The 22126-nt window shown below is 62.7% G+C and carries 13 protein-coding genes; 2 read left to right on the top strand and 11 right to left on the bottom strand.

Annotation, left to right across the window (positions count from 1 at the left end; translation table 11 throughout):
* Positions 1-20: 20 nt before the first annotated feature.
* Positions 21-467, bottom strand: coding sequence for a multidrug/biocide efflux PACE transporter (locus DIE11_RS20835; RefSeq protein ID WP_059527391.1), 447 nt, complete (start codon positions 465-467; stop codon positions 21-23).
* Positions 468-579: 112 nt separating this feature from the next.
* Between DIE11_RS20835 and DIE11_RS20830 the strand changes: the two genes are divergently transcribed.
* Positions 580-1464: a LysR family transcriptional regulator gene (locus DIE11_RS20830; protein ID WP_124626755.1), complete on the top strand. Its 885-nt coding sequence runs from the start codon at positions 580-582 to the stop codon at positions 1462-1464.
* Positions 1465-1526: 62 nt separating this feature from the next.
* On the opposite strand, the gene DIE11_RS20825 is transcribed toward DIE11_RS20830, so the two are convergent.
* From DIE11_RS20825 to DIE11_RS36450, 6 genes are all read right to left on the bottom strand, one after another.
* Positions 1527-1985 carry a CopD family protein gene (locus tag DIE11_RS20825; RefSeq protein ID WP_059600346.1) on the bottom strand — a complete coding sequence of 153 codons (459 nt, stop codon included), beginning with the start codon at positions 1983-1985 and terminating at the stop codon, positions 1527-1529.
* Positions 1986-2232: 247 nt separating this feature from the next.
* Positions 2233-4554, bottom strand: a complete 2322-nt coding sequence (gene parC / locus DIE11_RS20820) for a DNA topoisomerase IV subunit A (RefSeq protein WP_124626753.1) — start codon at positions 4552-4554, stop codon at positions 2233-2235.
* 62 nt (positions 4555-4616) lie between these two features.
* Positions 4617-6599: a DNA topoisomerase IV subunit B gene (locus tag DIE11_RS20815; protein WP_059600344.1), complete on the bottom strand. Its 1983-nt coding sequence runs from the start codon at positions 6597-6599 to the stop codon at positions 4617-4619.
* Between the two features lie 223 nt (positions 6600-6822).
* Complete coding sequence (locus DIE11_RS20810; RefSeq protein ID WP_174919989.1) at positions 6823-8808, bottom strand: ATP-binding cassette domain-containing protein; 1986 nt, start codon at positions 8806-8808, stop codon at positions 6823-6825.
* 126 nt (positions 8809-8934) lie between these two features.
* Positions 8935-9339, bottom strand: a complete 405-nt coding sequence (locus tag DIE11_RS20800; protein ID WP_124626751.1) for a DUF4399 domain-containing protein — start codon at positions 9337-9339, stop codon at positions 8935-8937.
* 11 nt (positions 9340-9350) lie between these two features.
* Positions 9351-9524: a hypothetical protein gene (locus tag DIE11_RS36450; protein ID WP_185633796.1), complete on the bottom strand. Its 174-nt coding sequence runs from the start codon at positions 9522-9524 to the stop codon at positions 9351-9353.
* 12 nt (positions 9525-9536) lie between these two features.
* Between DIE11_RS36450 and DIE11_RS20795 the strand changes: the two genes are divergently transcribed.
* Positions 9537-9719, top strand: coding sequence for a rubredoxin (locus DIE11_RS20795; RefSeq protein ID WP_006478164.1), 183 nt, complete (start codon positions 9537-9539; stop codon positions 9717-9719).
* A 330-nt stretch (positions 9720-10049) separates the two neighbouring features.
* Here the strand turns inward: DIE11_RS20795 and DIE11_RS20790 are convergent, their stop codons facing one another.
* From DIE11_RS20790 to DIE11_RS20775, 4 genes are all read right to left on the bottom strand, one after another.
* On the bottom strand, positions 10050-11717 hold the full coding sequence (locus tag DIE11_RS20790) for a ShlB/FhaC/HecB family hemolysin secretion/activation protein (protein ID WP_260436601.1): 1668 nt from the start codon (positions 11715-11717) through the stop codon (positions 10050-10052).
* Between the two features lie 83 nt (positions 11718-11800).
* A complete protein-coding gene (locus DIE11_RS20785) occupies positions 11801-12139 on the bottom strand; it encodes a small multidrug resistance protein (RefSeq protein ID WP_124626747.1) in 339 nt (112 codons plus the stop codon).
* A gap of 111 nt (positions 12140-12250) precedes the next feature.
* Positions 12251-12685, bottom strand: a complete 435-nt coding sequence (locus DIE11_RS20780; protein WP_260437153.1) for a hypothetical protein — start codon at positions 12683-12685, stop codon at positions 12251-12253.
* Between the two features lie 223 nt (positions 12686-12908).
* A complete protein-coding gene (locus DIE11_RS20775; RefSeq protein WP_124626745.1) occupies positions 12909-22049 on the bottom strand; it encodes a hemagglutinin repeat-containing protein in 9141 nt (3046 codons plus the stop codon).
* Positions 22050-22126: the final 77 nt, after the last annotated feature.

Raw genomic sequence — 22126 nt, 5'->3', positions numbered from 1 at the left:
CACCACCGACGGCTGGCCGTTCAACTCGCCTGCACGGCGACGCGGCGTGCGACCCAGCGTGCACGCAACGCGTCGTACGCGAGGTTGAAGCAGAACGTGTACGGCAGGAAGAACAGCACGATGCCGAGGTCGAGCAGCAGCGCCTCGACCAGGCTCACGTTCAGCCACCACGCGGCAACCGGCACCACCATTGCGACCAGGCCGAGTTCGAACACGACCGCGTGCGCGATCCGCATCCCGAGCGTGCGCGTGAGGCCGGCGCGGCGCTCGAAACGGTCGAACAGCGTGTTGAACGTCATGTTCCAGGCCATCGCGATCAGCGACACCATCACCGTCAGCACGCCGACGTGCGACACCGGCATGTCGAGCAACCACGCTCCGATCGGCGCGCACAGCGCGATCGCCACCAGTTCGAACGTCAGCGCGTGAACGAGGCGCTCCGTCACCGTCTTGTTCATCTGTTTCATGGGTCCCTCCAGTTCGTTTGTGAAGCGTATGCCGGCCATTTTGATCGGCGTAAATGCATGAATCCAGTTTGATATCATCGGTTTTACCGATATAACGCCGTGAGACCCGCGCATGCGCCACGCCCCCGAAGCCCTGCTCGCCTTCGCCGAAGCCGCGCTGCTCGGCTCGTTCACGGCCGCCGCGCGCAAGCTCGGCAAGCGCCAGTCGACGGTGTCCGAAGCGATCGCGAACCTCGAGATCGATCTCGGCGTGCAGTTGTTCGACCGCTCGACGCGCGCACCGACGCTGACCGACGCCGGACGTGCGCTGCTGCCGCAGGTGCAGCGCGCACTGGAGGCCGGCGCGGCGATCGACCGCACCGCCGCGCGGCTCGCGCAGGGCGAGGAAGCACGGCTGACGCTCGTCGTGTCCGATACGTATCAATCGAAGCGTTACGAGGAAACCTTGATGGCGCTCGAGCGGCGCTTTCCGACGCTGGAACTCGAATGCCAGATTGCCGAACACGAGGACGTGCTCGACCTGATCCAGCAGGGCCGCGCCCAGCTCGGGCTGATGGCCGCGCGCGCCGCCTACCCGCCCGATATCGGCGCGGCGACGGTGGCGGAGGAATCGGACATCGGCCTGTTCGTCGGGCGCACGCACGCGCTGGCCGCCTACGGCGACGCTGACGTGCCGCATGCTGCGCTGCGCGACGCGCGCGAGCTGCGCCTCAACACGTATGTGAAACCGGAGGATCGCGGCGCCGACGACCGGATCGTCATCGGCACGCAGCGCTGGCTCGCGCCGAGCTACCTGATGCTGCTGGAGATGGCGGTGCTGGGGTTCGGCTGGGCCGAGCTGCCGCGCTGGATGGTCGAGCACTTCGCGGGCGAGCGCCTCTGCGAGCTGCGCTCGCGTGGCTGGCCGCGCCGCGTGCGGGTCGATGCGGTGTGGTCGCGCAACCGGCCGCTCGGCCCGGCCGGCGCGTGGCTGCTCGACGCGATGCTGGCCGCATAGCGGCGCGCGGCATCGCGCCGGCGGCGCGCGCCGAACGGCGCCGCAAGGTCAGGCGTTCGCGCTCAGAGGCCGCGCGACAGCACGGCTGCGCCAATCGTCACGACGCCGAGCACGAGGTTGACGACGACAAGCAGGCGCACCGTGTTCACCGCGCGCGCGCCGTCCGGCCAGTTCTGCGCCTGCACCGCGCGGCGGATGCGCGGGAACAGCGCGAAGCGGATGTGGCCGAAGATCAGCATCATCACGACACCGAGCCCCGCCATCGCATGCAGCGTCCACGTCGCGTGCGCGCCGCCGAATGCCGTGAGCAGGAAACCGCCGGACAGCAGGATCACGATCACCGACCCCGACACCCAGTTGAAGAATCGGCCGAACACGCCCTCGATCAGCGGCAGTCGCAACTGCGGCGTCAGGTCGGACAGCGCCGGGCGCAGGCAGAAGTGCGCGAAGACCATCCCGCCCACCCACACGGCGACGGCCAGCAGATGAAGAAACAGCGCGACGGCAACAGCGTGGGACATGGCGGCAATCCTGGTATGAGTTAAGTGCAACGAACAGCCGCGTCACGCGCGGTCTCGAGCGACGTTCGACCCGCGCGCCGCCGCTCGGTTCAGACCCCTGGCGGAATTTCACAATATTTTGCAAGTTCCGCGTGATGGCGCCACTCGCGCTTGCCTGGATGCGTCGCGCAAAAAAGAATCGGCCGCACGCCCGCCGAAGCGGAGGTGCGGCCTTCGATACCGGTCGAGCCGGCCAACGGATGCGGCGTCAGCCGAGCAGCGGACGCAGCTCGCTGACGACCTTGAGCTTCGTTTCCGGCGCGCGGCCCTTGCGCGCACGCTTGCCGACGTGCGGCGCGAGCCCCGCGTACGACAGCGTTTCGTCCTGCGCCTTGCCGCCGCGGCCGGTGCCGATCAGCACGACGCCGGCCGGGTCGATCGCGAGCGCCTGCACGAGCGTTTCCTTGTCGTCGAGCGCCATCAGGATCACGCCGCGACCGCCACCCGACAGCGTCTTCATCTCGTCCATCCCGAACACCAGCAGTCGACCGCCGCTCGACAGGCACGCGACCTGCGTTGCGTTCGGCAGCACGGGCATCGGCGCGAGCGGCACCGCGCCCGCATCGATGGTCATGAACGACTTGCCGGCCTTCACGCGGCTCACCATGTCGCCGACCTTCGCGAGGAAGCCGAAGCCGTTGCTCGACGCGAGCAGCAGTTGCTGGTCGGCCGGCGCTGCGTAGTAGTGCATCAGGTGCGAGCCCGATTCGAGCTCGATCAATGACGTCACCGGCACGCCGTCGCCGCGCCCGCCCGGCAGCACCGACACGTCGACCGAGTACACGCGGCCGCTGCTGCCCCACGCGATCAGTCGATCGGGCGTGCGGCACTGGAATGCCGCATACAGGTGATCGCCTGCCTTGAACGAGAAGCCGGCCGGGTCGAGCCCGTGACCCTTCAGCGCACGCACCCAGCCCTTCTGCGACACGACGACCGTCACCGGCTCGTCGACGACCTTCGCCTCGAACGTCGCGCGCTTTTCCTGCTGGATCAGGGTGCGGCGATCGTCGCCGTACTGCTTCGCGTCGGCCTCGATCTCCTTGATCATCAGCCGCTTCATCGCGCTTTCGTTCGCGAGCAGTTCCTCGAGCTTCGCCTTCTCGTCACGCAGCGCCTCGAGTTCCTTCTCGATCTTGATCTTCTCGAGCCGCGCGAGCTGACGCAGGCGGATTTCGAGGATGTCTTCGGCCTGGCGGTCGCTCAGGCCGAACGCGCTCATCAGCGCAGCCTTCGGCTCATCCGACTCGCGGATGATGCGGATCACCTCGTCGATGTTCAGGAAGACGATCATCCGCCCTTCGAGGATGTGGATGCGGTCGTCGACCTTCGCGAGACGATGGCGGCAGCGGCGCGTCATCGTGAGCTGGCGGAACTTCACCCATTCGTCGAGGATCGTCAGCAGCCCCTTCTGGCCTGGCCGGCCGTCGGCGCCGATCATCACGAGGTTCAGTGTCGCGTTCGACTCGAGGCTCGTATACGCGAGCAGCGTGTTCACGAATTCGGTCTGGTCGATCGTGCGCGACTTCGGCTCGAACACGAGCCGCACCGCCGCTTCCTTGCCCGACTCGTCGCGCACCGCGTCGAGCAGGTCGAGCATCGCCTTCTTGGTGTTGAGCTGCTCGGGCGTGAGCGTCTTCTTGCCGAGCTTGAGCTTCGGATTGGTAAGTTCCTCGATTTCCTCGAGCACCTTCTGGCCCGACGTGTTCGGCGGCAGCTCGGTGACGACGAGCTGCCACTGGCCGCGCGCGAGATCCTCGATCTTCCAGCGCGCGCGTACCTTCAGGCTGCCGCGGCCGGTTTCATAGGCCGCCGCGATCTCCGTGTCGCTCGAGATGATCTGGCCGCCGCCCGGGAAGTCCGGGCCGGGGATCAGGTTCATCAGCTCCGCGTGCGTGAGCTTCGGATTGCGGATCAACGCGACCGCCGCCGCCGCGACCTCGCGCAGGTTGTGGGACGGAATCTCGGTCGCGAGACCCACCGCGATGCCCGATGCGCCGTTCAGCAGCACGAACGGCATGCGGCTCGGCAGCGTCTTCGGTTCCTCGAACGAGCCGTCGTAGTTCGGCATGAAGTCGACCGTGCCCTGGTCGATCTCGTCGAGCAGCAGCTTCGAGATCGGCGTGAGCCTCGCCTCGGTGTATCGCATCGCTGCCGCGCCGTCGCCGTCGCGCGAGCCGAAGTTGCCCTGCCCGTCGATCAGCGGATAGCGCAGCGAGAAATCCTGCGCGAGACGCACGAGCGCATCGTATGCCGACTGGTCGCCGTGCGGGTGGTATTTACCGAGCACGTCGCCCACCACGCGCGCCGACTTCACCGGCTTCGCGTCCGGGCCGAGGCCCATTTCGTTCATCGCGAACAGGATCCGGCGCTGCACCGGCTTCTGGCCGTCGCACACGTCGGGCAGCGCGCGGCTCTTCACGACGCTGACCGCGTAGCTGAGATACGCCTGCTCCGCGTAGTTGCCGAGCGTCAGCGCTTCGGCGTCCGGTGCGTCGGACCCGGCGAAGAGATCGGAAGTATTGTCGTCCATCTGAATTCCGTATTCGTAAGTGGCGTGAGGCCGGGCCGGGCGTCATGCCCGGCCGCGCGGGTTTAGATGTCCGCTTCGACGTCGTTGCCCTTTTCCTCGAGCCAGCCGCGTCGCGCGGCTGCCTCGCCCTTGCCCATCAGCATGGTCATCCGCGCGACGGTCGCCTCGTAGTCGAGTTCGCCGAGCTTCACCGGCATCAGGCGGCGCGTGTCGGGGTTCATCGTCGTGTCCCACAACTGCTCCGCGCTCATTTCGCCGAGACCCTTGAAGCGGCTGATGCTCCACTGCGTTTCGCGCACGCCGTCCTTGCGCAGCTTGTCGAGGGTCGCCTCGAGTTCGCCTTCGTCGAGCGCATAGAGCTTCTGCGCGGGCTTCTTGCCGCGCGCGGGCGCATCGACGCGGAACAGCGGCGGCCGCGCGACATGCACGTGACCGCGCTCGATCAGTTGCGGGAAATGCTTGAAGAACAGCGTGAGCAGCAGCACCTGGATGTGCGAGCCGTCGACGTCCGCATCCGACAGGATGCAGATCTTGCCGTAGCGCAGATTCGACAGGTCGACGGTGTCGTCGGGGCTGTGCGGATCGACGCCGATCGCGACCGAGATGTCGTGAACTTCGTTGTTCGCGAACAGGCGATCACGCTCGGTTTCCCACGTGTTCAGCACTTTGCCGCGCAGCGGCAGGATCGCCTGGTATTCCTTGTCGCGGCCCATCTTTGCGGAACCGCCCGCCGAGTCGCCCTCGACGAGAAACAACTCGTTGCGCGCGATATCTTCCGTCTCGCAATCAGTCAGCTTGCCCGGCAGCACAGCGACGCCCGAGCTCTTGCGCTTCTCGACCTTCTGGCCCGCACGTGTGCGCGCCTGCGCCTGCTTGATCACCAGTTCGGCGAGCTTCTTGCCGTGCTCGACGTGCTGGTTCAGCCACAGTTCGAGCGCCGGACGCGAGAACGACGACACGAGCTTCACCGCGTCGCGGCTGTTCAGGCGTTCCTTGATCTGCCCCTGGAACTGCGGATCGAGCACCTTCGCGGACAGCACGAACGACACGCGCGCGAACACGTCTTCCGCGAGCAACTTCACGCCCTTCGGCTGCAGGTTGTGCAGTTCGACGAAGCTCTTGACCGCCTGGTAGAGACCGTCACGCAAGCCCGACTCGTGCGTGCCGCCGGCCGGCGTCGGGATCAGGTTCACGTACGACTCGCGCACGAGCGATCCTTCCTCGCTCCATGCGACGACCCACGACGCGCCTTCCCCTTCGGCGAAGGTTTCGTCGGTCGAACGCGCATCGGCGAAGCGCTCGCCTTCGAACAGCGGGATCAGCAGCTCGCTGCCGTTCATCTCGTCGAGCAGGTAGCCGCGCAGGCCGTCCTCGTACTTCCACGCCTGGCGTTCGCCGGTCTTCTCATTGACGAGCACCACCTCGACGCCCGGCAGCAGCACGGCCTTCGAGCGCAGCAGACGCTGCAGCTCGCCAAGCGGCAGGTTCGGCGAATCGAAGTACTTCGGATTCGGCCAGACCCGCACGCGCGTGCCGGACTTCTTCTCGCCGCGGCCCGCGCCTTGCGTCGCGAGCGGCTTCACGACGTCGCCTTCCGCGAAGCCGAGCTCGGCGATCTTGCCGTCGCGCCAGACCGTCACGTCGAGACGCGTCGCGAGTGCGTTCGTCACCGACACGCCGACGCCGTGCAGGCCACCCGAGAACGTGTACGCGCCGCCTGCAGCCTTGTCGAACTTGCCGCCCGCGTGCAGGCGCGTAAATACGATCTCGACGACCGGCACACCCTCTTCGGGGTGCATCCCGAACGGGATGCCGCGGCCGTCGTCCTCGACCGACACCGACTGGTCGGCATGCAGCGTGACCGTGATCTGCTTGCCGTAGCCGCCGAGCGCCTCGTCGGACGCATTGTCGATGACTTCCTGAATGATGTGCAGCGGATTTTCGGTACGGGTGTACATGCCGGGCCGCTGCTTGACCGGCTCAAGGCCCTTGAGCACCTTGATCGATGCTTCGCTATAGGCCGCGCTGGGCTTCTTCGTTGACATAGGCGCTGAATTTCGTCATTCATCGGGACGTTGTCCACACTTCGTGTGGACAACGTCGTGGACAAAACGTTGAGTTCCGTAAAAAAGCGAATCGAAACAACGGTGTGCTTGGACTGCTCCGAAAGCGGGCGCGCGGCATTCGCTGCGCTGCCCGGGACGCGCGGTATTTTACTGGTTCCGCGTGGCGCGCCGTAGCAAGATCACTCACACGGCGCACGGGGCGTCAGACCGGCTTGCGCTTTGCCTCGAGCGTCTCCCACCGCTCGAGCGCGGCGAGGAGCTCGTCGTCGATCGCCGCGAACCGTTCGGTCAGGCGCGTGCCTTCCTGCGGATCCTTCGCGAAGATCGAACCATCCTCGAGCTGCGCATTGATCGTCTTCTGTTCTTCCTCGAGCGCCGCGATCTTCTCCGGCAGCCCATCGAGTTCGCGCTGCTCGTTGAACGACAGCTTCACCGTGCGCTGTGCGTTGCGGCCGGCCGCGCTTTTCGCCGCGTCTTCCTTGACCGGCGCCGCTTCCTTCACCGCGCGCTTCGCCGCCTCCTGCTGCGCGAGCTGCTGCGAACGCTCGCTCTGGATCTGCCAGTCGGTGAAGCCGCCGACGTATTCGCGCCACTTGCCGTCGCCCTCGGCCGCGATCACCGACGTCACGACGTTGTCGAGGAATGCGCGATCGTGGCTGACGAGCAGCACCGTGCCGTCGTAGTCGGCCAGCAGCTCTTCGAGCAGTTCGAGCGTCGGGATGTCGAGGTCGTTGGTCGGTTCGTCGAGCACCAGCACGTTGGCCGGACGCGCGAACAGGCGCGCGAGCAGCAGCCGGTTGCGCTCGCCGCCCGACAGCGACTTCACCGGCGAGCGTGCGCGCTCAGGCGCGAACAGGAAGTCGCCGAGATAGCTCATCACGTGCTTGCGCACGCCGCCGATCTCGACCCATTCGCTTCCGGGGCTGATCGTGTCGGCCAGGCTCTTTTCCTGGTCGAGCTGCGCGCGCATCTGGTCAAAATAGGCGACCTGCAGGTTCGTGCCGGTGCGCACCGTGCCTTCGTCGGGCTTCAGCTCGCCGAGGATCAGCTTGAGCAGCGTGGTCTTGCCCGCGCCGTTCGGGCCGACGAAGCCGATCTTGTCGCCGCGCATGACCGTCGTCGAGAAGCGCTCGACGACCGCGCGGCCGCCGTAGCGCTTCGTCACGTCCGTCAGCTCCGCGACGATCTTGCCCGACTTCTCGCCCTGCGCGACGTCGAGCTTCACATTGCCCTGCGAATTGCGGCGCTCCGCGCGCTCGTTGCGCATCTGCTCGAGCCGCGCGATGCGGCCGACGCTGCGCGTGCGGCGCGCCTCGACGCCCTTGCGGATCCAAACTTCTTCCTGCGCGAGCAGCTTGTCGAACTTCTCGTTTTCCACGCGCTCGACTTCGAGCTGCTGCGCCTTGCGCGTCTGGTACGCGGAGAAATTGCCCGGATACGACAGCAGCCGGCCGCGATCGAGCTCGACGATGCGCGTCGCGACGCGGTCGAGGAACGCGCGATCGTGGGTGATGAACAGCAGGCCCGCGCGCTGCGCGACGAGCAGTTCTTCCAGCCAGCGGATGCCGTCGAAGTCGAGGTGGTTGGTCGGTTCGTCGAGCAGCAGCACGTCGGGCTGCACCACGAGCGCGCGCGCCAGCGCGACACGCTTCTGCATCCCGCCCGACAGCGCGTCGACCTGCGCATCGCCGTCCGTCAGGCCGATCTGCGCGAGCGTCATCGATACGCGCGTACGCCAATTCCACGCATCGTGCGCATCGAGTGACGACTGCAGCGCGTTCATCCGCGCGAGCAACGCGTCGTGCTCGGCGCCTTCGGGTGTCTCCGCAAGGCGGTGCGCGATCGAATCGTATTCTTCGAGCACTTCGCGCGTGTGCGTGAGCCCCGATGCGACGGCCTCGAACACGGTCGCGCCCGGTTCGAATTCGGGCTCCTGCGGCACGTAGACGGTCACAAGCTCCTGCTGGCGCGTAATGAGCCCGTCGTCGGGCTTCGCCAGCCCGGCGACGATCTTCAGCAGCGACGACTTGCCCGCGCCGTTGCGACCGATCAGGCCGACGCGCTCGCCGGCCTCCAGCGAGAAATCCGCGTGATCGAGCAACGCGACGTGACCGAACGCGAGTTGCGCGCCGGTAATGGAATAAAGCGACATGGGGAGGCGGCGAAGAGAGAAATCGGAAGCGCCCATTGTACCGGTGGCGGACGCCTGCGCCGGGATGGCCGGACGGACTAGGCCGGTGCGCGGTTCATTTCGTGCCGTGGCGGGCATCCGGCCGCACCTTCCCGGCCGGGTGCCCGCATGCGGAAGATGCGATTACTTTACGTTGACCGAGATCGTCGAGCTCAGCTCGGGACCGTGCGAGCGGTGCGCGCCGTCGCCGAGCTGCAGCGTCAGCGTGTGCTGGCCGGGCGGCAGCTTCACATCGGTTTCGGTCTGGCCCTTGCCGAAGTGCAGCGAATGGTCTGTCGCGGGGATCACGTCGCCCTTCGGCACCGGCTGGCCGTCGATCAGCAGGTGATGGTGGCCCGTGTCCGGCGTCATGTCGCCGGCCGGCTTGAGCCCCATGCCTTCGAGACCGAACTTCACGTGCACGGGGCTCGACACCGTCGCGCCATCCTTCGGCTCGACGAAGAACACGCGCGCCTCGGCACGCGCGAGCGTCGACACGGCCAGTGCCGCGACACATACCGCACCTGCGATCCACTTCTTGTTGAGCATCGTTTTCTCCTTCAGATTGAAAGGCTCACGAAGCATACACTGCGTGCCCGGCCCGCGCGATGATGGAAATTGTTCGCGATGCGCATGTTTAAAACGACGATGCGGAGGCGTTCGGCGAAATTCCGGTACCATTGCGCCTTTCGTCCGCCGGACAGACGGTGGGCGGCATCACAGATCTTCATCATTCTGAACACCACATGAGCGAAGTAACCGAATACCAAAGCTGGGTCTGCCTGATTTGCGGGTGGGTCTACAACGAAGCGGAAGGCCTGCCCGACGAGGGTATCCCCGCCGGCACCCGTTTCGCCGACATTCCCGCCGACTGGCGCTGCCCGCTGTGCGACGTGGGCAAGGAAGATTTCGTCGTCGTCGATTTCTGATTCGGGCTTCCGGACACGATCGAGCGCGCGCGGCGCGCATCGGCACGCATTCCGTCCGCCGATGCGCCGCGCGTTTGCTATACTCTGCGCGCTGTCCACATAGCCGTCCCGTTCGCGTCTTCTGTACGCGAAACTGCGGACATGGCTCTCCCCGTAGTTCAGGGGATCGAATGACAGGCGAAAGGCTTGTCCGGCAAGGCTTCCGCACCTTGCTGTAGCAAATTTGTAGCATGCAAAATCTCGTTCACAGCGCGATTCGCGATATGAGCGCTTCCAAACTTGCTTTGCTGCGTACCGAACCGCAAATCGAGCTGTGGCTCCCGCCGTCCATCAGAACTGCCCGGTCAACTGAAAGCCCAGCGTTACACGGGCCGTTGGAAATCCGGAGGGCTTGTACACCGGCGTGCCAGCAAACAGGTCATACCCGTAGGCTCCAAAGCGCGTGCCAATGCTTCCCTTGACGCCGATTACCGCGCCGGCCAACTGCGTGCCGACGAGCGCGACCGGCTGCGGCCCCCACACGCGGCCGTAGTCCAATCCGGCATAGATCGCCTGTCCGGTCTGTCCGATCGGCATTTGCAGCTCGTTGCGCCAGTAAAAACCGCGCGCTGCGGCCAACATCGTTTCGCCGTCGAAGCCGCGCACCGTGTAGCGGCTGCCGATCGTCAAGTCGTCGATGTAATACAACGAGTTGCCGGTGTATTGACCGTGAACCGAGCCGACATAGCGGAACGGCTGATTTGCGATAGCGAACGGCACCGAGAGGTTCGCATCGACGACGGCCATTTTGTACCGGTAAGTCGGACCGCCATCGACCGCCAGCACGTCATCTTGTGCCCCAAATGCACCGATCCCCTGACGATAGGCGAGCGTGCCGTCGAACTGGGCCCCACCGAAATAGTGACGGTCAGTCAGGCCAAGTTCGACGAATGTGTTATTGCGGCGCTGCTGAGGAATTTCCGTATCTTCGATGAAGCTCTGCCCGAAGCGGCGCGACAGGCGGACGTAGCCTCCGAACACGTCGTTCTGACTACGGGCCAGCACGCGGGCAAGTTTGAAATCGATCGTTTTGGAGTTCCCGCTTGCAACGAACGTCTGGTTGACGCCCGCGATATGCTGATAGTACGTGTTCGTGTATGCCGTGAGCGTCGCGGTCCAATACCCCCACGGGATCGAATAGAAACCGTTCCAGCCGTGCGAACCGAGGCGCTTGTCACCAAATTCGAGGTCTTGACTCACGCCGACATTGAAGATGTCATTCAGGCCAAGCGGGTTATCGATGCCAACCGACAGGTTGCCTTGCAACTTGCCGGTCGCACGCGTTCCCGAATTGTCGATAGACGCGACAACCGTCCAAGGCTTGCCGCGCTTTACGTCGAGCACGACGTCGCTCTCGCCCGGCACGTCGCCTGGAACGATCTGCATCGATACCTCTTGACTCTGTACGCGCTTCATCTGCTCCAAACCCTGCTCAAGGTCACGCAGGTTCAACAGTTCGCCGTCGCGCGTCGGAAACGCGGTTTTCCATGTACCGCGTAGTTTTTCATCGGCGAAGCGCACGTGTCGGATCACGCCGGGAATCAGCGAGACTTCCAACGTGCCAGTCGACAAATCCTGTTCGGGTAACAGCACGCGCGTCGTGATGTATCCGCGCGAAAGAATGTCTTGCGACAACGCTTTGACAAGCGCATCAAGCCCTTGCTTGCCAACGCACTGTCCGGTGTAGTGTTCGAGCCATTCACGCGCGAACGCGAAGCGATCCATGGGCAGTACGGACGCGCCCTGCGCTCTCACTCCATCCGGCAGCGAATCAGGAACGTTGACCACGAAACGATCAATGCGGAAGCATGGCGTTTCGGTCGGCAGCTCCGGATAGCCTGCACTCGCTGCGACACTCGAACGAACGGCAGGCGCGGAAACGGTCCGTTCCCGCTCGCGTGCTTCTTCCTGCTGACGGACCTGCTGATCGTTGCCGACCGGCGGAATCGACTGTGCCATCGCGCAGGTCGATGCAAAAAGCAACGATCCGGCGACAAGACCGCCGCCTCGGATTTTCTTCTTCATGTATTCGATTCTCTCAGTTACGCGTACCGCGTGACCATCCAGACGCCAATCAGGATGACGACAGCGCCGACCATCTGGATCGGCCGCAACACGTGTTCGTGTAACGCCGTGAACGACAACACCACCAGGATGGAAATCGCTACCATCGTCGGATACGCAACGCCAAGCGTTGTTTTGCGCAGCGCGATTGTATAAAGGAGGAATCCGACACCGTAGGCACCGATGGCTGTCCCGCGTGCGATCCACGGCAATATGCTCGCCTCACCGAGTGTGATTCCCTTGAGGGCCGCGACTCGGAGCAATATGCTCACGAGGCCGCCGAAAAATCCACTTGCGACGACAATCAGCCAATTCACCGCGCGGCCTCCGCTACTACTGCCACCTCCGACCGGGAGCCCAAACCGGCAAGTCGGCCTTGCTATCACCGGCATACACGAAGTCGTCGCCGATCCGCTGGCGAATGCAGGTCAGTTTGGCTTCTCCCTTGAGATTCGTGTCGTCACTGGTAGCGATGACACGATCGAACAATGTGCGGCAGTTGCGAGCATGATTTTTCGCCCGCTCTCACGTTCTCGCGTGAGATAGTCGACAAGCGATTCGCGATACGGAAGCGTTTCCGCTCGAAAGTCGGCATGCTCTGCCACCTTAGCCTTAAACGCGGCGCGGCCGCCCGCGAGCCAAAAAGGCAGGCGCAGCAAGCTTGCAGGCTTTTCCCTGATGACAGATATTACGGACTCGATCAAAGTATCCGAAACCGTCAATGTGCCATCGAGATCAACGACAAGCGGAAGCTTTCGAATTTCTCGCATCTTTATACAATTATTATAAATTAACGCTAACGCCAAAAAACCACAGAAATTCAATTTGCGCTGTTCTTCACGCCCTTCGGAAGGGTCAATCAATCAAATAAATCATGGCCTCCGGGATCCTTTCTTTTTTAGCACAATTAACTCTCTAACCATTGCATACGTCACCAGAGCAAAAAGAGCGACATACAATGGAACGCCTGCCAGCACGGGCCTCCAGCCGGCACCACTCAATTCCGAAATCATTAGCACAGCCCCAGCGACAGCTGCCACTGAAATGTATGCCTTAACATAACGCACAACAAATTTACGCCTCACTTCATTGTCCATGTTTTTTCCATGATTCAATTGCTGCTTGTATCGGTCCGGCCGCGCCTTGCACAATCTGATTTACAAGGTTTCCGATAGGCGAGGGAAGTACAGCCTTGGCCCAAGCGCCTGCGGCGTTAGTTGAGGTAGCAACGCCCGCAGACAAATCCGGATTACTTCCGGTCATTCCAGCCGTACCGAATGCACCAACACCAGCTACACCGGCGTTGTAGGCGCCAGCCACAAACTTTCCTGCTTTGCCCATTCCGGCGATTGCGACTTCACCAATCGTAAATGGCGTGGACAAACCGCCCACAATCCCAGCGATATACGAATTTGTAAAATTGGGAGCATCCGCACTTAAACCGGTCTTGTAGTTGTAGTAACTTCCCACATAGTCGAATCCTCCAGCAAGCGCCGCTGCGGCGATCGCCTCAGTTCCTAGCGCCATCACGGCGGTTGCCGGCAGGCCGTACATTGCCCCCGTTTGCATGTATTGCGCCGCTTGCGCGGCATTTGCTGCTTCTGCATTGGAAATAGCCATGATCGTCTGGTCGCTACATGCAGGATTAGTAGCGGCACAGACTTTCGAAAGCATGCTCTTTCCCTTTCGATCGAGCATCTGATTGTACAGCTGCACACTCGACCCTGTCGCCGCACCCGCTGTGCCGCCCACTAGCGCGCCACCAAGCCCGGCAACCACGTTAGCAGTGAAATTACCTAACAATTCCGAACCCGTCCCGGACGTGACACCCTTCGAAATGTCGTCCAGTTCGCCGGCCATTTTCGCAGTAAGACCCGCCCCGGCGGCACCGCCTACCGCAGTGAGCGCACTTCCCCCGCCGAGACCACCGATCAATGCACCGCCTATGACATGCAACTGAACTCGATTGGAGCCACCTTCAGCCCACGAATTTGCCTCCGCTTGATACGCTTCCTGTGCTGTCGTGTCACCCGCGATTTTTGCTGCGTCCGCGGCACGTTGAGCCTCGCGCTGTTTGGTGTCCGCGTAAGCACCAATACCCTGCGCAACAACCTGCCCGGCCGCCTGCGCTGCATTCATGGTGTCGGCCTGCTTATCCAGCAGATTTTGCACGTCCGGCGTTTTCGATACCGTCCCATTCAGATTCGACGTGTCGCGGTTCAGCCCCGCGATATCTTGCGTCTGGCCCGCCGGGTTCGTGATGTTGATTGCACCTGCGCTGACTCCGCTGCGCGTGGTTGCGCTTTCACTGCCACTATCCGACTGCGAAATCATCGGCGTCACGCCACCTGCACCGCTGACCGATCCCGGTCCCGTCGCCTTGCCGGTCACACCGACGCCAGCGCCCGCGCTGAAACCACTGCTATCCGCGTTGTAGGTCGAATGGTTCTGGATATCCCGATAGGTGAGCGTGCCGGTCGTCAGCGAATTCTTCGAAGGATCGGCCGTACTGGCGATCGCCGCGCCCGTCAGGTCCGTATTGCCCTTGACGTTCACATTGAAACCACCGTCGCCCGCCTGAATGGCCGCCTGATCGTTCACACCCGCATAGTTTCCATTCGCATTCCCGTGCGACGAACTGAAGCTGGCACTACCGCCCATCGTGCTGACGCTAATGCCTCCGCCAGCACTGCTTTGATGTGCGCTGCTGACGGTCGTATCCTGCACACTGCGCATGTTCAGGTTGCCGCCGACATCCGCCGTAACGGTACGGCCGGATACGGTCGAGCCGATCACGTTCGTATCGCCGCCGCTAACCAGCGTCACGCTGTTCGCGCCCGTGACGTGCGAATTGTTCTGCATCGCCGCGTCGCTGTTGCCGTCACCGTGCGCGCGCGACATCGATGCCGAAAAGCCGATGCCGTTCGTACCGATCGACACACCAACGCTGCTGCCCGACGACGAATTCGAGCTACGCGTCGAATCGGTGTTCGTCGTGTTTTGCAGGTCGATCTGGTTCTTTGCAGCGAGCAGCACGTCTTTGCCGGACACGTTCGAGCCAGCGACCGTAATGTTGCCGCTACCCGGCGTGCCATTGCCCGTCGCAACCAACGAAGTCGTACCACCTGCGCCGAGGTTCGAACCGCGCTGCGTCGTCTGGTTTTCCGACGTGTCCAAGCGGCTATGGCTCGATCCGACGCTCACCTGGACACCAATGCTCGGCGTACCACCGCCCGCAAGTGCACCGCCAGTCAGGCCGGCGACGCCCATCGCAGCATTGCCGGCCGCTGCGATCGCGTGCAGCGCAGTAGCGCGGCTATCGCCGCTGCCGCTCTTGGCGGCTTGCGCCTGTTGGTAAGCACCATTGATCGCATCGCCGACGCTACCCGACAAACCGAGCGTGACGCCGCTGCTGCTCGTCTCTTGGCTATGCGTTTTGTTCGCGGTGTCCGTCGCCGAGTCGATCACGATATTCGATGCCGCGCCGGTCAGGTTCTTTCCGGCGATCAGATCGCTACCGGTCACGTGCAGCGTATCGCCGGCCGTGACATTCAGGTTACCGTTGAGCGACCCGACCGTGCTCGCGTTGTTCGTGACGGACGATGCATGATCCGTTTCCTTCCGCGACTGCGTGCCGATGCTGACAGTCAGTCCGCTCGTTCCCAAACCCGAATGCGTTTCACGGTAGTAGCTGTCTTGCGAGACCGTATCCTTCGAGGTCGTGATGTTGACGTTGTTCGTCGCGGCGAGATTCACGTCGTTCGTGCCGACGACCGTGCTGCCCTGAACAGTCAGATCATGCCCCGACTGAATGTTGACGGTGTTGCCCGACACCGTGCTGCCGACGCCTACATTAGCGTGCGTGTCGGTCATCCCATCGGTCTTCGTGCTGCTGACGAAGCTGCCGCGTTGGACTTGCACCGACTGGTACTTGTCGTGTTCCTCGCGGGCCTCGTTGATCGTGACGTTGCCCGTCGCAGCGATATTTGCCGCGCCGGAACCGTTCTCGACGCCGTTCGTCATACCCGCCGTCAGAGCGGAGCCGGTCAACGTCACGTTGCCCTTGGACTTGTCGGCACTCACAGCCGCAAGCGTCGCGTTTCCGCCCGCCGTGAATTGCGTGCCGACCGCATGCTCGTCGTAGTTGTGATCCGTTTCTTTTCGCGTATTACTGTCCGCCGCGACGTTATCAAGCTTCGCCGTATCCGCGACGGTTGTCGCCGTCAGGTTGCCACCAGCGATCACCGACAGATCCTTGCCGGACGAAACCGTCGCACCCTTGAGCGTCGTATCGTTGCCGCTTTGCATCGCCAAGCCGCCGCCAGCGGTTATCCCGCTCGTCACGTTCTTCGTCGTCGACTCTTCCCAATGATGTTGATCGTTCAGATACATCGACTGGTTCGTGATCGACTGAACCGTATCGACGTTGATATTCCGGCCCGCCGTCACCAGCGCATCGCCGCCAGCCGACAAATTCGCGCCGTGAAGCGTCAGATCGCGACCGGCTTGTACGGCCAGATCGCCGGTCGCCGAGATCGTCCCCTGCTGGCCGATTAAGCTCGTATTGACCTTGCTCGCGCCCGATGCGCCGGTTGCGCCTACGGCATCGACCAGCGTCGTGTTGACGATATCGCGGCCGGCCATCACGGCAACCCGGTTGCCGGAAATCTGGCCCGACGCGTTGACGACATCGTTGCTCGCCGACACGACGGTCGTGCCGTTCTTGGCGCTGCTCGAAATCGTGCCGCCACGGTTCAAGATATCCGTCGCCGTCAGGACGGTTTTCGTGCCGCCCTTGATCACGCCGGAGTTCGTCGTGCTACCCGCCGTATGGATCTCGACATCGTCCGCGGCGATCAATGCACCGGTCGGTTGCAGGTCGTTCGCGTGAGTCTGCGCCATGTAGACGACCGGGGCCAGCACGTGCGTCGTACTGCCATCGGGCAGGGTCACGGTCTGGTCGACCAGCCACACGATATCGCTCGTGAGCGCATCCATTTGGGCGGCCGTCAGCGCCATGCCCGGCACCAAGCCGAACTCCTTCGCGTAGTTCACGCCGTTGGTCATCAACGCGCGATACTCATCTTCGGCGCTCGCGTAGCCCGGCAGGAAGGTGCGTCCCGTCAACTGCGTGATCTGGTTGCGCACCATCTGCTGCTCGTACATCCCGTCGCCCAACCGCTTTTCGATACTCGCCGGATTCAGGTTCAACTGCCCGAGCATGTAGTCGCTCGAGATGAACTTCGTGTAGCTGGTCAGGCGTGGATCCGTCACGATCAGATACGGCTGCCCCGGCGCGGGATTGATCGAATACATGCCGCTCGTCGGCAACGTAATCGACAATGCACCCTTGGCGCTCGCGACCGACTGCAGTGCGGGGACCGTCGTCGTGCCGCTTGCGGTGCCGACCTTGGTCTGGTTGCCGCCCGACACCCCTTGATTGGCCGCGTTGCTACCGAGCGTACCGCCCGTCGCACCGGTGGCCGAGTTTTGCGCGGCGACGTTCTGGTTATTGACGTTCTGCGCGTTGATCGACACCGATTGGTTCGCGATGATCGTACCGCCGGTGCCGCCGATTGCGACCGGCGTATAAACGATGGACGGCTCGACGATCGTGCCACGATCCTGCGTCGTGTCTTCGTTCCACGCGTACATCGACGTAATGTCGTCGCGCTGGTATTGATACAGCGTACGACCGACGTTGTTCACCGTCGTGCCGCCATAGCTGCCACTACCGACGGATCCGCCTTGCTGGGTGCTGCCAATCTGAATCGACTTGCCCGCCGTGATCGCGCTGTAATTGTTGTTGATCGTTCCGACGTTCGCCATCGTGATACTGCCGCCGGCCACGAGCTGCGCTTGCTGCGCCTGACTCGTCACCTTGTCCTGCTGGACAGTGGTCGTCGTATCGCGCCAGATCTCGACTCGTTGATAGCCGTTATGGCCGTCGCTGCGGGTCACATACTCCGAATCCGGCACATAGTTCACGTGCGGGTCATACGCATCCCAATAATTGACCGTAACCGTCCCGTCCGCATTCGTCGTCAGCGTGTTGTAGTAGATCGTCTGCTGCTGCCCGTTCACGTTCACGACGAGCACCTTGTCGGTCGCGTTCGGCCCGGACGTTTGCGACACGACTTGCGAAGGACTATAGGTTGAAGTCAACGGCGTCTTGTAGCCATTCACCCACATCGCCTGCGAGCAGCCCCCGTTCGGATCTGCATTCATCGTCGCGCATACGATGTACTTCTGGCGCTTGGTTTCGTGCTTGCTAGACGTGCTCGTCGTTTCGGTCGTGACCGTCGGTGCGGGACGCGTATTGGTGAACGTGCCGGCAGCCAGTTCAATGTTGCCCTGCGCTTCGATCGTGGACTGGTCGTTCAGCACGTTTTGCGTGCGGTTCGCGAGGAAACCATTTGCATCACGCTGACCGTTCGCCGCGATATTGATATCGCCGACGCTGTACAGGTTTGCGCCGCCGGTGTTCGACAACTGATTCGTCGCATACAGATTCAGCTGGTTCGCAGCGGCGAAGACAGCTGCGGCGCCGGTGTTGGTGATCGTGGCCGCGTTCGACGTGACGTTGCCACCGATCACGGTTCCAGTATTGTTGAGCGCTGCGCTGTTGGTCGTGACCGCATCGCCTTCAATGCGGCCCGCGTTATTGATCGTGCCGCCGTTGGCGTTGACCGTCGTGTTCGCGGAATTCAGGTCCGCGCCGCTCTGGTTGTCGACGTTCGCAGCATTCACCGTGAGCGCACCATTGGCGTCCATCACGCCTTGGTTCGTCAGCTTGCCCGACGTGGAAAACGTCAGGTCGCCATTCGCGTGCAGCCTGTTCGCTGCCGTCTGCGTATAGTCGCTGCCAAGCGTCACTACACCGTTGCGGCCCGCGACGATCGACCCGTCACCGGTCAACGTGCCACTCGTCAACGACAGATCCTGATCGCTACCAATCGCACCACCCTGGTTCGACAGAGCGCCGGTTTGAATCGACACGCTGCCGCCGCTACCCGCGTCATTGCCGAGTTTGCCCGACGTATTGTCGACCGATGCGGCTTGCACCAAAAGGACACCATTTGCGCGAACCGAGCCATTCTGGTTCGACAGCGTAGCGTTCGGACCAACAAAGTTCAGGTTGTTCCCTGCCGACAGGACACCCGCATTGTTGTTCGCGCTGCTGCCGACGTTCAGTGTCAGATCATGGCCAGCGAGCGTTTGGGCGCCCTGCGCGTTCGTGAGAGCCTGCGTAGTCAGCGTGACGTCACCGTTGCCGCCGATCGTACCGGCACCCGCTGTACCGGACGCATTCGTGTTCGTAATCGATGCACCGCCGTCGATCGTCGTTGCCCCGCTGCCGATGTTGGCGATGCGCGCGTCACTATTGTCGATGCTGGCTCCAGACAGGTCGAGCGTCGACGTCACGCCATTCGCTTCGATTTGACCCGCATGGTTGTTCACCGCGCCTTGCGCGCGGACTTTCAGATTCCCGTTCGACTGGATCAGCCCCGCCGCGTTCGCGAGCGCGCCATTCGACTGCACCGACAACGACTGCGATGCGAGCAGCGAGCCGCCGGAATTGTCGACGCTGCCAGCGTTGACCGAGACGTCGCCGTTACCGCCGATCGTGCCGTTCGCCGTATTGGTCAACGCGTTCGTCGCCGTGACCGACAACGCGCCTGAGCCGAGTTGCTTAATTGAGCCGCCGTCGTTCGACAGGCTGTCACCGGACACCCTGAGACCGTTACTGGCTTCGACCGTGCCGGCGCGATTGTTAATCGCCGATTGCGCTTTCAGCACAAGGCTGTCTGCGCCGATATAGCCGCCCGCACTGTTGTCGAGCGACTGCACATCGAGCGCGGCCTGCCGCTGAGCCGACAGCACACCCGCTTGGTTCGACACGGCGGCGGCCGTCAGCTTCATCGCGCCATTGGTCGCGATCATGCCGCCTTGGTTCGAGACAGCACCCGTGCCGATGGTCAACGTGCCGCTGCCGGCATGCGCGATCTTGCCGTGGTCGTTGATCAATGCGGCCGGCGTCAGGCTGAGGTCGGTACTGTTCGTTTGAACGGTTCCCGAGCTATTGTCCAGCGTGCCCGAAACCGCGATCGTTGCCGGTCCCGAGCCGGTCTGCGTGATCGAGCCCGACTGATTTTTGAGATTGGTCGCCGTCAGCGACAACTGGCTGGCCTGAATTGCCCCTGCACTGTTGTCCAGACTGGCCGCGCGAACGTTTGCCAACGCACCTGCGGAAATGCTGCCTGCTGCATTCGTGAGCGCGGTGCCGGCATCGATCGTCGCATTCTGGCCTGCCGCCAGCGAACCGTTGCCGTTGTCGACCGATTGCGCACCGACAGCCAAATCGGTGTTCGCGCTGATTGATCCATGGTTCGCGAGGCTGCCCGCCTGAATCGTGACGGAGCCGTCACCACCGATCACACCGCCTTGTGCGCCGTTCGCTGTCGTACCCGCAGCGTTCGTGAGCTGGCCGCTCGTTGCGATGGACAGGCCGTCGCCATTGAGGGACGTCACGCGCCCGGCCGAGTTATCCAAGGATGCGCCGCCGACGCTCATCCGGCCCGCGCTCTGGATGATGCCCTGTTGGTTCAGGATCGCACCACCGTGGACGTCCGCCGTGCTTTGCGACACCAGTGTGCCGGCTTGATTTGCGATCTGTCCGGCCGACTGCACCGACAACGGCCCCTGGGACGATACCGTGCCGCCTTGGTTCGAAAGACTGCCTGCCGTCAATGTCGCGCTGCTCTGGCTCGAAAGATTGCCGTGGTCGTTGATAAGCGCCCCGGCGGCGCTCGCGTTGAGCGCGCCCTGCGCACTCGTCGTTGCGCTGGAAAGGTTGAGGTCGCCGGCATTGGCGTTCAGCGTCATGCCGCCGTTAGCGGCCGTCTGGCCGCCTGCAAGGTTCACACTGCTGCCAGTGAGCGTCGCGTTGCCGCCGGCAAGATTCTGGCCCGTCGCGTTCAGTTGGCCGGACGCGGTAATGCTCAGATCGCCGCTGTGGCTCACGGAACCGTCGTTGTTCACACCTGCGCCGAGTGCGCCGGTTGAACTGACGGTTGCGGCGCTGATCGTCGTATTCTGCTGCGCTGCGAGCGTCCCGCTATTAGACAGCGTCCCGCTGGCCGCTACGTTCGCGCTCTGCTGCGCGTAGGTCGTCCCCGTATTCTGGACATCGCTACCGTTCGCCGTAAGATTGCCGCTTGCGATCGTCTTGCCGGACAGCACAAGCTGCCCGCTCGACTGGAGCGTCAGATCCCCGGCCTGCGCGGCAATCGTGCCGGCGTTCGCCACGCCGACACCATTCTGATTAGCGACAAGAAACACCCTATTGGCGTACATTCCGCCCAATTGACCAACGTCAATTGCGATTGCCGGTGCAGGGCTGCCGTCCTGAATCGGCGTCGTGGCGAGCGTATCGTGATTGACTTGGTTCGGACCGGCGATTACGTTCAGATTTTTCGCGTAAATCGCCGCATTTGCCTGGACCGCACGGGCGATAATGTCAACTTGATCGACATTGGCCGCATTCAAACCCGCGCCGGACACGGTGACGAGGCCACGATTTACATTAAAGCCAGCTACCGAACCGTCAGCACCGTAATACGGCACCCCGGTTGTCAAGACAGCGCGCGAGGTATTAATAAAACCGCCACCGTCGACCAGGAGGCCAGCTGAATTCGATAAGATAATCTCGGCTTTGGGGCCCGCTATCTCAACATACCCCCTGAGAACCGATGGATTATTGCTATTAACCTGATTAACAATAATCCGCGCAGAATCGTTGGGTCCGAAATTCGGGTTCCCGTTGATATATCCCGCTTGTTGCGTGTTGACGATCGTCGGCGAATTATTGAGTATCGCACCGGGTTTCTGCACGTCGAACTGATTATAGGTGTTTAAAGAAACACCTGAACTTCCCGGCCTATTAATATTGACTTGTGGCAATCCATTTTGCGTCTGGATCACCGATGGCGCATGCACACCGCCACCGACAATTTGCGCATCAGCCCATATCGGCGTCGCGCCGACCGCAATCAGGGATGCCAATGCGATGCTCCGGAGGGCAAATCGCACAATCGATTCGCGCTCAACCGCCGCCCCACGCGTCTCGCCACGACCCGCGTTGCCCGACGCATTGGCTGTCTCTTCGACGGCAATCAACATGCCGCGTACACGGCTGTACACCAAACGGTAGTTATTTTGATTCATTTTTCTGGTCTACTCGCAACTTGAGCGACTGCGCCCTACGGATTATCGGATGGCGGCATCTTCTCGCAACCCACGCA

It is taken from the genome of Burkholderia sp. Bp9012 (genome assembly GCF_003853825.1).
Classification (GTDB): domain Bacteria; phylum Pseudomonadota; class Gammaproteobacteria; order Burkholderiales; family Burkholderiaceae; genus Burkholderia; species Burkholderia diffusa.
The sequence above is the reverse complement of the archived record's forward strand: the minus strand, read 5'-3'. Positions and strand labels throughout refer to the sequence as shown.

Bases quoted from the DNA above. Each gene is read 5' to 3' on its own strand.
- DIE11_RS20775 (WP_124626745.1), bottom strand. From the start codon at position 22,049: ATGAATCAAAATAACTACCGTTTGGTGTACAGCCGTGTACGCGGCATG.
- DIE11_RS20835 (WP_059527391.1), bottom strand. From the start codon at position 467: ATGAAACAGATGAACAAGACGGTGACGGAGCGCCTCGTTCACGCGCTG.
- parC (WP_124626753.1), bottom strand. From the start codon at position 4,554: ATGGACGACAATACTTCCGATCTCTTCGCCGGGTCCGACGCACCGGAC.
- DIE11_RS20800 (WP_124626751.1), bottom strand. From the start codon at position 9,339: ATGCTCAACAAGAAGTGGATCGCAGGTGCGGTATGTGTCGCGGCACTG.
- DIE11_RS36450 (WP_185633796.1), bottom strand. From the start codon at position 9,524: ATGATGAAGATCTGTGATGCCGCCCACCGTCTGTCCGGCGGACGAAAG.
- DIE11_RS20825 (WP_059600346.1), bottom strand. From the start codon at position 1,985: ATGTCCCACGCTGTTGCCGTCGCGCTGTTTCTTCATCTGCTGGCCGTC.
- DIE11_RS20830 (WP_124626755.1), top strand. From the start codon at position 580: ATGCGCCACGCCCCCGAAGCCCTGCTCGCCTTCGCCGAAGCCGCGCTG.
- DIE11_RS20815 (WP_059600344.1), bottom strand. From the start codon at position 6,599: ATGTCAACGAAGAAGCCCAGCGCGGCCTATAGCGAAGCATCGATCAAG.
- DIE11_RS20810 (WP_174919989.1), bottom strand. From the start codon at position 8,808: ATGGGCGCTTCCGATTTCTCTCTTCGCCGCCTCCCCATGTCGCTTTAT.
- DIE11_RS20795 (WP_006478164.1), top strand. From the start codon at position 9,537: ATGAGCGAAGTAACCGAATACCAAAGCTGGGTCTGCCTGATTTGCGGG.
- DIE11_RS20790 (WP_260436601.1), bottom strand. From the start codon at position 11,717: ATGGCACAGTCGATTCCGCCGGTCGGCAACGATCAGCAGGTCCGTCAG.